Source organism: Acinetobacter sp. ABJ_C5_2 (assembly GCF_044538485.1).
Lineage (GTDB): Bacteria > Pseudomonadota > Gammaproteobacteria > Pseudomonadales > Moraxellaceae > Acinetobacter > Acinetobacter nosocomialis_A.
This window is the reverse complement of the sequence record NZ_JBIUCS010000002.1, coordinates 128755-139777: the sequence shown is the minus strand read 5'-3', so window position 1 is coordinate 139777 and position 11023 is coordinate 128755. Positions and strand designations below refer to the sequence as shown.

The window sequence follows — 11023 nt, the reverse complement described above, 5'->3', positions numbered from 1 at the left end:
GAAACATCTGGAAAAGGACAATCACATGAGCTTAAGTGATGAAGAACAATTCGACAGCTTAAAGTCGTTCGCCAAAAAATATGGTTCTGCCATGATTAGCGGGATTCTCATTGCATTGATTGCCTTTTTCGGGTGGGAATATTGGCAAAAAAGAAATCTTGCAACGAGCCAAACAGAAACTGCAAAAGTACAGCAGTTAATGGATGAGGCAAATGCAACAGCCGATAATCCAAATGCTTTAGCTTCAATCACAGCTTCAGCAGATAAACTTGTAAAAGATGATATTGATTCAGTTCAGGCGATACAAACTCAATTTGTATTAGCAAAGCTTGCATATGAAAAACAAGATTATGCTGCTGCTGAAAAAGCTTTGAAAAAAGTTGAAAACTCAAAAGTAAAAGATGAAGGACTGATTCAGGTTGTAAAATTGCGTTTAGCAGATGCACAATTAGCGCAAAACAAATATGATGAAGCTCTAAAAACCTTATCTGGTAATGTCGATCCGGCATTTAAAGCAACAGTAGAAGAGTTACGTGGTGATATCTTTGTTGCGAAGAAAGATATTGATTCTGCTAAAAAAGCGTATCAAGCTGCATGGGATTCGTTACTGGAACGTAAACAAGAGCGACAAATTTTACAAATTAAACTCGAAAGTGTTGGCGTTTTAGTTGAAGATCCACAGATTGAGCGCCCAATTTTGGAAACACAGGTGGAAGAGTCTTAATGAATCAGAAATTCAAACTGCCTTTGGCAATTGCAATCGCATCAGCTGTACTGGTGGGATGTTCTAGCAACAAAGTAAAAGAAGCAAAACCAAATCCACTACCGAAATTGACTGAGTCGAAAAAGTCTCTAGTACCGGTGTTTTCGCGCAGTGTTTCTTCTACGAATAAGGCAGATCCATTACGTTTACAACTTGATGCTAGTGACGGTGTTGTTTTTACACTTGACCCTAAAGGCGAAGTTGCTGCATATCGCGGTAAACAACGTCTTTGGGAGAAAAAAGTAAGTAAATTGGGCTTAAGCTCTGGTGTTGAAGCTGCTGAAGGTATTGTTGTTGTGGGTAACAGCAAAGGTCAGTTATTTGCTTTAGATCAAGCTACAGGTGAGCAAAAATGGACTGCACAATTATCTGGTGCATTATTAAGTCCTTCTTTAGTTCAATCTGGACGTGTGATTACGATCGCAAACGACGGTACTGTATTTGCACATGATGCATCATCAGGACAACAAGTTTGGGCATACAAATTGCCAAACGTTCAGTTCAGTTTGCGCGGTCAACCATCACCAGTCAGTCTTGATCCACGTACTGTTTTAATTGCTTCTGCAAATGCATATGTTTATGCAATTGATACGATCAGTGGTATTCCACGTTTCCAACGTCGTGTTGCGGTAAGTGAAGGTCGTTCTGATATTCAACGTCTAATTGATATTGATGGTGATCCGGTTGTTGCAGGCCAGCTTATGGTGACAACCAGCTTCCAAGGTCAAGTCACAGTGACTGATTTGGCTTCTCAACGCGTAGTTTGGAGTGAAGATTCAAGCAGCACCAAACGTCCAGAAGTTTATGACAATAAAGTATTTGTTTCATCAACTGATGGTAAGTTGACTGCTTATGATTTATCTACAGGCGAAAAGCTTTGGGAAAATGAAAGTCTCTTAAATCGTCATTTAAGTAACCCTGTTGTGTTGGGATCCGACCTTATTGTTGGCGATTTAGATGGTGTTTTACACCAGATCGACCCAGCAACAGGTAAATTGGTAGGTCGTTCTAAAACAAGTGGTGAGGTCAATACATTACGTGTTATTGAGAATCAGCTCTACGTTGCGACCCGAAAAGGCGATTTAAGTATTTGGCAGAATCGTTAATTTTGTTCGCTTGTGCTAAAATAGCCGCTTAACAAATTACGCTGTTAAAAAATATCGGGGTGTTTGAATTAAATCAGTTCAAAGCCCCGTCTTTTATTATGGTCATATCTGACCTTAAAATATATCTCCTGTACTGTTTCTAATGCTCATGCCATGAGATATGGCTGGTCTTGAATTAAGGTTATTGTATGAAACCCGTTATTGCGCTCATTGGTCGTCCGAATGTCGGAAAATCAACGTTATTTAACCAGATTACCAAGAGTCGTGATGCACTTGTAGCCGACTTCGCGGGTCTGACTCGTGACCGTAAATATGGTGATGCGACTTATCAAAATAAGTCTTTCATTGTTGTTGATACTGGCGGTATCGGTGAAAGTGAAGGCGGTATCGATAACTACATGGCCGAGCAGTCAAAAACAGCCATCAACGAAGCAGATATTATTATTTTTGTAGTTGATGCACGTGCTGGATTGTTAGCTTCTGATGAGCAAATTGCTCGTGAACTCCGTACTTTAGGCAAGAAAATTTATCTTGTTGCGAACAAGGTAGATGGCGTACATGCTGAAGCTGCTTTAGTTGAGTTTTATAAACTTGGTATGGGTGAACCATTACAGGTTGCAGCGAGCCATGGCCGCGGCGTACAGCAAATGCTTGAAGATGTACTTGCGGAAGTTCCAGAAGATGAAAATCCGGAAGAGCATGACAAAGATACAGGCTTACGTTTAGCCATTATTGGTCGTCCGAACGTTGGTAAGTCAACATTGGTAAACCGCTTACTTGGTGAAGACCGTGTAGTGGCGTTTGACCAACCGGGTACAACTCGTGACTCTATTTATATTCCGTTTGAGCGTGAAGGCCGTAAATACACCTTAATTGATACAGCTGGTGTGCGTCGTAAAGGTAAAGTTGATGAAATGATTGAGAAGTTCTCAATTGTGAAAACTTTACAGGCAATGAAAGATGCTCACGTTGTGGTTGTTGTAGTTGATGCGCGTGAAGGTATTGTTGAGCAAGACTTACACTTAATTGGTTATGCGCTTGAAGCTGGTCGTGCCATGGTTATTGCCATTAACAAATGGGATAACATGTCTGAATACGACCGCAAGCAATGTAAGCTTGACGTTGAACGTCGTTTTGACTTCATTCCTTGGGCAAAAATTCATTTAATTTCTGCACTGCATGGAACAGGGGTAGGTGATTTATATCCTTCTATCCACCGTGCTTATGAGTCTGCAAACTTAAAAGTTTCACCAGCGAAATTAACTCAAATTTTGAGTGATGCGACAGAAGCTCACCAACCTCCAATGATTAGTGGTCGCCGTATTAAAATGCGTTATGCGCATATGGGCGGACAAAACCCACCGACTATTGTGATTCATGGTAACAAGGTTGATAAGACACCTGCGGACTATCGCCGTTACTTAGAGAACGTGTTCCGTAAAGTGTATAAACTTGAAGGTACACCAGTTCGTATTGACTTTAAAACTTCTGAAAACCCATTTGAAGGTCGTAAGAGTCAAGTTGATGAACGTACAGCTGCGCGTCGTCGTCGTTATATTCAGAAATTCAAAAAAGCGGAAAAGAAATTTAATCGTTAATCTGTATTCATGTAAAAAAGCCCAAAGTCATCTTTGGGCTTTTTTTACAAAGAATTAATACAGAACAAAGATTTATGAAAAAGTGTGATTGATAAACGTAATTTTTTGTAAATTTCATAACGAATGCTATAATCCATTTTTTTATAAAATAATCTATATTCCGAAAGAATAATGCTGCTTAAGGTTCTTTTTTAGCATGGTAACATTACATCTTGCCCAGTTAACGCTTACACATGCCCAACCTTCTTACGCGGCACTTGAGTGTATTCCCGCCATGCAAAGAAGGCGTCTGTCACCCTTGGCTAAATTAGCGCTCAATAGTGCAATTAGTACTTTAGATGGACAGCGTGTTGATTATATTGTTTGGGTATCACGTTATGGTGATGAAGCCAAAACATTAGGAATATTACAAGATGTTCTGCAAGGCCAAACACCATCACCTACGCAGTTCTCTACCTCAGTTCACAATGCTATTTCTGGTTTGTATTCTATTTTATGTCAGGATGACACTCCATCTACCAGTCTAAGTTGTTCATGGACAGAAGGATTAATAGAAGCTTACGCTGCATTAAAAGCTTTACCACGTATTCAGCGGGTTTTAGTCGTTGCCTACGATGAACCCTTACCAAACATTTATAGCGAGACTATTGATTTTCCTGCCTATGCAATGGCTGCCTTAGTAAGTCTGGATCAGCCTAATTTACAGTTTACTGAATGGTCACCTACAGATGAATTAGACGGTCTGACATTTTCTCGTTTTTGGCAAAGTGCTGATCTTTCTATGTCTGAATATGGGTGGAAAAAATGCTAAACCTTAAAAAGTTAAAGCAAAAAAGTAATTATTGTTGGCGGGTAGCTGCTACAGGTTTTAGCTTTGCGAGTTTTGGTATAGGTGGTATGGCAATCGCGGCAGTCATTGCACCTGCATTGAAAGTGACCACATCAGATCCAGAAAAACGCCAACAATATGCACAAAGTATAATTAAGCATAGCTTTAAAGGCTTTACTGAAATGATGGTTAAGCTTGGTATTATGACCTATTCGGTAGAAGGCCTGGAAAAATTAGAAAATAGTCGCCAAGAACTTGTCATTGCCAACCATCCGACTTTGATTGATGTTGTAGTACTAATTGGTATGATGCAGCAAGCTAATTGTGTGGTGAAGGAATCTCTTTGGAGCAATCCATTTACCAAAGGACCAGTACAAAGTGCAGGTTATATTTTAAATGCAGGCTCTAAGCAGTTTGTCGAGGATTGTGTTTCTCGGCTAAAAGAGGATAATGCCGCTTCTCTTTTGATCTTTCCGGAAGGTACTCGGACTGAAAAAGGAATGATCCTCAATGAGTTTCAGCGAGGGGCCGCAAATATTGCCATTCGTGCAAATGTGCCAATTCGCCCAGTAGTGATTACATGTGCTCCATCTACATTAACCAAAAATGAAAAATGGTATCACGTACCATCTCGGCCGTTTCATATAGAAGTGAAGGTACTAGATGCAGTGTATGTAAAAGATCTATTAGAAGATTTAACGGTAGGACCTAAACAAGTTCGTGAGTTAAGTCGTAGTTTTTACAAAATTTTTGATGAAGAGTTATCTTGAAATGAGCAATCTTGCTGATGAACTAAAGCAAATGATTATTGATGTTTTAGCACTAGAAGATATTACTATTGCCGATATTGATACAGAAGCTCCATTATTTGGAGAAGGTTTAGGATTAGACTCGATTGATGCCCTTGAGTTAGGACTTGCTTTGAAAAAACGTTACAACATCCATTTAAGTGCAGAATCGGATGAGACCAAACAGCACTTTAAATCAGTTCAAAGTTTGGTTGCGTTGGTCGAAGCGCAGCAGCAAGCATAAGGAGTGTGATGATGTTATCTCAAGAACAAGTACTGGCAAAACTCCGTGAATGGATGGAAGATTTATTTGAAATCGAACCTGAGTCTGTACAGTTAGATTCAAACTTATATTCAGATCTAGATGTAGACAGTATTGATGCAGTTGATTTGGTAGTGAAGATTAAAGAGCTAACAGGTAAACAAGTAAAACCTGAAGACTTTAAAAATGTAAGAACTGTGTTAGATGTAGTGACTGTTATTCAGAACATGACTGCTGAATGAAAATGTTAATTAAAGGGATAATTACAGCACTTTTTGTGCTGTATCCCTTTATTGTGGGCTGGAGTTTATCGCACGGACAATTTGTCTGGGTAAGTGCATTGCTTATTGGGCTAGGTGTTTTACGTTTATTTAGTAAAGGTAATCACCTTTTATGGCCTTTAACCAGCCTTGCTATTGTTTGTGGTGGCTTAAGCTTACTACTACAGGATCATGCATGGTTAAAGCTGTATCCGGTTGGGATGAGTTTGGGCGCTTTAGGTATTTTTGCATTCACCTTAATCAAACCTCCTTCTATGATTGAGCGTTTTGCTCGGTTGATTGAACCTGATTTACCACCATCAGGTGTTCATTGGACTAGGCAGGTCACTAAGGTCTGGTGTGTTTTCTTTTTATGTAATGCATTAATTGCATTCATTACGGTTTTTTTTACTTCGACTCAAATTTGGGTCATTTATAATGGCTTTATTTCTTATGTGCTGATGGGCATGTTATTCCTTGGCGAATTTATTTTGCGTAAAAGGCATCAGCGTTTACATTCTTCAAATCACTAATTCAAAATTATGCAGTGTCATTTTCAGAAATTCATCGATTCGGTTCAGCCACTTTGCTTAGGCAGTGCTCTGCATTCAACTAGCTTTAATTATTTTTGGCAGGATGTGGCCTTACAAGCCGGTGCAATTGCTCAATTAGAAAATTTAACTTGGGCTTTGTGGGAAACAGATAGCTACGAATTTTTGGTTTTATTGTTTGCTGCATTATTGGCTAAAAAGCAGGTGCTGTTACCGCCAAATCGAGTGCGTGAATTAGAACAGGACTTTGCAGCACAGCATATTTATTTTTTAAAACGTCAAAGTGTTGAATCAGTTGCTCCCTTATCTTTAACGTTGGATGATGACTTTTTAGAGCAGGCACAACTCTATTTTTATACTTCTGGTTCAACAGGGCAGCCTAAAAAAATTCCAAGAACCCTAAAACAATTACTCAATGAGGTACAAGGCTTAAGCCAAAGTTTTGTTTTTGAAAATGATGCTATAGCTATTGCAACGGTGAGTCACCAACATATTTATGGATTACTGTTTAAGCTACTTTTACCTCTTGCAACAGGGCGTTGTTTTTATATACCGCAAGTTGCTTATCCAGAAGATGTTGTACAAGTTCAAAAGCAATTAAAAACACTGAGTTTAAGTAATTATTTGATTTCAAGCCCAGCTTTATTAAAACGCTGGACAACCGACGTGGTTTTAGAACAATGCCAGATGGTGTTTAGTTCTGGTGGCAAACTAGAAAGTGGCGTTCGTCCTTTAGTCAATTGCTTAATTATTGAAGTTTTAGGAAGTTCGGAAACGGGGGGCATTGCCCATCGTGCTAAAGATGATGACGTATGGACGCCTTTTGCGAATGTGGCTATTCGTATTGAAGACCATCAGCTCATGGTCAAAAGTAATCATGCTTATGAAGATAACTGGATTACCACAGGTGATCGTGCTGAATGGGTAGATCACATGTGTAAGAGTTTTCAGCTTTTAGGGCGTACCGACCGAATTATTAAGCTTGAAGAAAAGCGTTTGAGTCTAGATGCGATTGAACAAAGTATTCAAGCCTTAGACGAAGTCAAACAGTGTCATGTACTGGTGTTTGAGCATGAGCATCGTCAAATGCTGGGTTGTATTGTTGTTCTGACAGAGCAGGCTCGTGAGCAGTTGCAAAAGCAAGGTAAGGCAGTCTTTGTTGGCCATTTAAAACAGCAGTTGAAAGATCATTTAGAAACCTTAGCAATTCCACGTCAATGGCGTTTTTTAAGTCAGCTACCGCAAAATACACAGTCTAAACTCGATAAAAGTTATTTGAAAACGCTATTCAAGCCGATGTTGCAACCTGTTGTGCTGTCACAGAGTCAAAGTGCAGATGACTATATTTTTAGTCTTGAGTTTCCACCTGAGTTAGCATGTTTTAAAGGCCATTTTCCAAACCAGCCTATTTATCCAGGAGTGGGGCAAATAGGTTTTTTACAACATTTTGCTAAATCAATTTGGTCCGATTTAAATTGGTGCCAAGGGTATGAGCAGTTAAAATTCCAAAATCTCATTTGTCCTTATGCTGTCGTGCAACTCAAGCTTTCTCGAAAAGAGCATAAGGTGAGTTTTGAATTACGTGATTCAGAACAGATTCTAGCTTCAGGACGACTATTATTTGCTTTGCAAACGGAAGTAGAGGGTTAAAAATGCAGACCAACTATGGCTTTGTTATCCCAGTCTATAATCATCCACATTTCTTAGCAGACTTGATTGCTAATTTGGATGGTTTTCATCTGCCGATTGTGCTGGTAAATGATGGAAGTGATGCCGCATGTAGCCAAATTTTAAGAGACTTGGCAGAGCAATACTCTCAAATTCATTTAATCGAGCATGAGGTAAATAAAGGCAAAGGCCAAGCTGTAATAACCGGATTACGCGCAGCACATGCGCTTGGTTTAAGTCATGCATTACAACTCGATGCCGATGGTCAGCACTGCTGGGATGACATTCCAAAATTTCTGGAACAGTCTCGGCAGCATCCAGATGCGATGGTGATTGGTCAGCCATATTTCGATGCCTCTATTCCCAAAAAGCGCCTATATGGACGTTACATTACCCACTTTTGGGTGTGGTTAAATAGTTTATCGTTTGAGATTAAAGACAGTATGTGTGGTTTCCGAGTGTATCCACTTGAGAGCACCATTAAGGTATTGAATAGCGCTAAATTCCAACCACGTATGGGTTTTGATAGTGAAATTTTAGTGCGTTTAAAATGGGAAAATACACCTTTCATTAATGTCCCGACGTCAGTGGTTTATCCAGAGCAGGGGATTTCCCATTTTCATGCTTGGCGAGACAACTTAGGCCTAAGTAAGGCACATGCAACTCTATTTATGGGGATGCTGATTCGTTTGCCAAAACTGTTAAAACATAAGCTGCAAGGTTAACCATGACACAGTCAGCTTCTCCAAAATGGAATGATATTAAAGAGCGTGGTGGCATGTTGCCATTAATGTTAATGCTTTGGTTTTATCGTTTTGGTGGACGCTGGTTATGTAAATTGGTGCTGTACTTTGTGATTATGTGGTATTGGTTATTTGCAGTTGCAGCAAGACAAGCTTCACTACTCTACTTACGAAAATTACATCGTTTTGCGGGAGCCAACTCTCCATTTACATATGAGCCAACGTTGGGGAATAGCTACACTCACTTTATGCAGTTCGGCGAATGTATTTTAGATAAGATCGAGGGCTGGCTAGGCAATATTCCAGAACAAAAACTGGAAATTTTTGGACATGAGTATTTTCATCAGCACTACCAAAAGGGCGCTCTAATAGTTGTTTCGCATTTTGGTAATATTGAGTTGCTTCGCGCAATAAAATCAGACCATCCACAGAAAATTAATGTGTTGGTTTATCAAAAACATGCAACGAAATTTAATGATTTTCTCAAAAAAATAAATGATAAAGCAGATGTTTGTCTTTTATCTGTCGATGAGCTCGGTATTGAAACGGCTATGTTGCTACAAGATAAAATGCAACAAGGTGAGTGGGTCATTGTTGCAGCAGACCGAGTGCCTGTACAGTCAGATCGTGTACAGCAGCTAGAGTTTTTAGGGGAAACTGCTGCATTTCCACAAGGCGCATGGATTTTGGCAAATTTGCTTAAAGTACCGGTCATAGCCGTATTTTGTTATCGCATGCAGCAACAATTTCAAGTGCATATCCATCTCATTTCAGAGCAGGTAAATTTACCACGTGCCCACCGTATTGAAAGTATGCAAAGTGTGACCCGAACCTATGTAAATGTATTAGAGCAGCATTGCATGCGAGCTCCTTATCAATGGTTTAATTTTTATAATTTTTGGACGAAATAACATGCGTGTGTTAACCGTAGGGGAACAACCACTTTGCATTGAAGATGTTGTTGCTGTAGCCAGAGGCGAATGTCAGGTTGCTTTACCTGCGTCTTCTGAATGGCGTGAACTGATTCAAAAAGGAGCTGATTTTCTCGATCAGTTACTTGAAGAAGAAGGCGTTATCTATGGTGTGACGACGGGTTATGGCGACTCGTGTTTGGTTGAAGTTCCATTGCATCAGGTCAATGAATTACCGCTACATCTTTCTCGTTTTCATGGCTGTGGTTTAGGTGAAAACCTTGATGTAATCACCGCACGTGCAGTCGTTGTTACTCGTTTATGTTCATTGGCACGTGGTTATTCAGGTGTGTCGATTGCTTTGCTGGAACGCTTAGTTTGGTTGCTCAATCAAAATGTGATTCCGGTTATTCCATCTGAAGGTTCAGTGGGGGCAAGCGGTGATTTAACACCATTATCTTATATTGCTGGAACTTTGGTTGGTGAGCGTGATGTTTATGTCGATGGACGAATTGTTCCGGTTGGTCAAGTGTATGCCGAAAAAGGGTTACAGCCTTTAACACTCAGACCGAAAGAGGGCTTGGCCCTTATGAATGGTACTGCGGTGATGACGGCAATTGCATGTTTAAATTATAAAAAAGCAGAGCAGATTGCTTTTGCAAGTACTTTGATTACTGCGTTGAACGTATTGGCATTGGAAGGTAATCCAAGTCATTTCGATGAAGTTCTGTTTGCACAAAAGCCGCATCCAGGGCAGCAACAGATTGCCAAGCAATTACGTGATTGGCTGAACAGTGAAGTACAAACCGCACATCAGAGCCCACGCCTGCAAGATCGTTACTCATTACGCTGTGCGCCGCATATTATTGGCGTGTTTGAAGACTCAAAAGTATGGTTACGTCAGTTTATTGAAAATGAGCTGAATTCGAGTAATGACAATCCATTAATTGATCCTGTCGGCATGCGTGTGTTGCATGGTGGTCACTTCTACGGTGGACATATTGCACAGGCAATGGACAGCTTAAAAATTATGATTGCCAATATTGCTGACTTGATGGATAGACAGATTGCACAGTTGGTCGATCATAAAATGAATCATGGTTTACCGCGTAATCTAACAGGTGCAACGGCTGAACGTTTACCACTGAATCATGGTTTTAAAGCTGTACAGATTGGAGTCTCCGCGTGGACAGCCGAGGCTCTAAAAAACACCTTAGCTGCTTCAATTTTTTCACGTTCAACCGAATGCCATAACCAAGACAAAGTCAGTATGGGAACCATTGCTGCACGTGATGCGAGCCGTGTGATTACTTTGACACAGCAAGTAATTGCAGCGCTGTGCTGTGCAAGTGTACAGGCGATTCATTTGAAAGGTTTAACGGAACAATTAAGCCCAACATTACAAGCCTTCATGCAATGGACCTTACAAAGCTTTGCATTTGTCGAAGAAGATCGACCATTACAAACCGAATTACAACAGATTGTTGATCGTTTAGACCAACTTGAATTGTTTAATCAACCAGAATTTATGGGATAAGGTGAGC

General features: G+C 40.1%; 12 protein-coding genes. All 12 read left to right on the top strand.

Going from position 1 to position 11023, the window contains the following annotated elements; translation table 11 throughout:
* Positions 1–25: 25 nt before the first annotated feature.
* The 12 genes from ACH8JV_RS03340 (at position 26) to hutH (ending at position 11016) form a co-directional block, all read left to right on the top strand.
* Positions 26–724: a tetratricopeptide repeat protein gene (locus ACH8JV_RS03340; protein ID WP_002053293.1), complete on the top strand. Its 699-nt coding sequence runs from the start codon at positions 26–28 to the stop codon at positions 722–724.
* The gene (gene bamB / locus ACH8JV_RS03335; RefSeq protein ID WP_396519720.1) at positions 724–1869 is read left to right on the top strand and encodes an outer membrane protein assembly factor BamB; all 1146 of its coding nucleotides are present in this window, start codon (positions 724–726) and stop codon (positions 1867–1869) included. Before ACH8JV_RS03340 ends, bamB begins: the two co-directional genes overlap by 1 nt.
* A 188-nt stretch (positions 1870–2057) precedes the next feature.
* Positions 2058–3467: a ribosome biogenesis GTPase Der gene (gene der / locus ACH8JV_RS03330; RefSeq protein WP_005066184.1), complete on the top strand. Its 1410-nt coding sequence runs from the start codon at positions 2058–2060 to the stop codon at positions 3465–3467.
* A 196-nt stretch (positions 3468–3663) separates the two neighbouring features.
* Complete coding sequence (locus tag ACH8JV_RS03325) at positions 3664–4278, top strand: beta-ketoacyl synthase chain length factor (protein ID WP_114270788.1); 615 nt, start codon at positions 3664–3666, stop codon at positions 4276–4278.
* On the top strand, positions 4263–5066 hold the full coding sequence (locus ACH8JV_RS03320) for a 1-acyl-sn-glycerol-3-phosphate acyltransferase (protein ID WP_077162756.1): 804 nt from the start codon (positions 4263–4265) through the stop codon (positions 5064–5066). Before ACH8JV_RS03325 ends, ACH8JV_RS03320 begins: the two co-directional genes overlap by 16 nt.
* A gap of 1 nt (position 5067) precedes the next feature.
* The gene (locus ACH8JV_RS03315; RefSeq protein ID WP_039250423.1) at positions 5068–5328 is read left to right on the top strand and encodes a phosphopantetheine-binding protein; all 261 of its coding nucleotides are present in this window, start codon (positions 5068–5070) and stop codon (positions 5326–5328) included.
* A 5-nt stretch (positions 5329–5333) separates the two neighbouring features.
* Positions 5334–5588: an acyl carrier protein gene (locus tag ACH8JV_RS03310; protein WP_170318151.1), complete on the top strand. Its 255-nt coding sequence runs from the start codon at positions 5334–5336 to the stop codon at positions 5586–5588.
* Positions 5585–6139, top strand: a complete 555-nt coding sequence (locus ACH8JV_RS03305; protein ID WP_077162755.1) for a septation protein IspZ — start codon at positions 5585–5587, stop codon at positions 6137–6139. Before ACH8JV_RS03310 ends, ACH8JV_RS03305 begins: the two co-directional genes overlap by 4 nt.
* 9 nt (positions 6140–6148) lie before the next feature.
* Positions 6149–7807, top strand: coding sequence for an AMP-binding protein (locus tag ACH8JV_RS03300; RefSeq protein WP_396519717.1), 1659 nt, complete (start codon positions 6149–6151; stop codon positions 7805–7807).
* Between the two features lie 2 nt (positions 7808–7809).
* A complete protein-coding gene (locus tag ACH8JV_RS03295; RefSeq protein ID WP_396519715.1) occupies positions 7810–8550 on the top strand; it encodes a glycosyltransferase family 2 protein in 741 nt (246 codons plus the stop codon).
* A 2-nt stretch (positions 8551–8552) separates the two neighbouring features.
* Entirely contained in the window at positions 8553–9479 is a 927-nt protein-coding gene (locus ACH8JV_RS03290) for an acyltransferase (protein ID WP_396519713.1), read from the top strand.
* A gap of 1 nt (position 9480) precedes the next feature.
* Positions 9481–11016, top strand: coding sequence for a histidine ammonia-lyase (hutH, locus tag ACH8JV_RS03285; protein WP_396519711.1), 1536 nt, complete (start codon positions 9481–9483; stop codon positions 11014–11016).
* Positions 11017–11023: the final 7 nt, after the last annotated feature.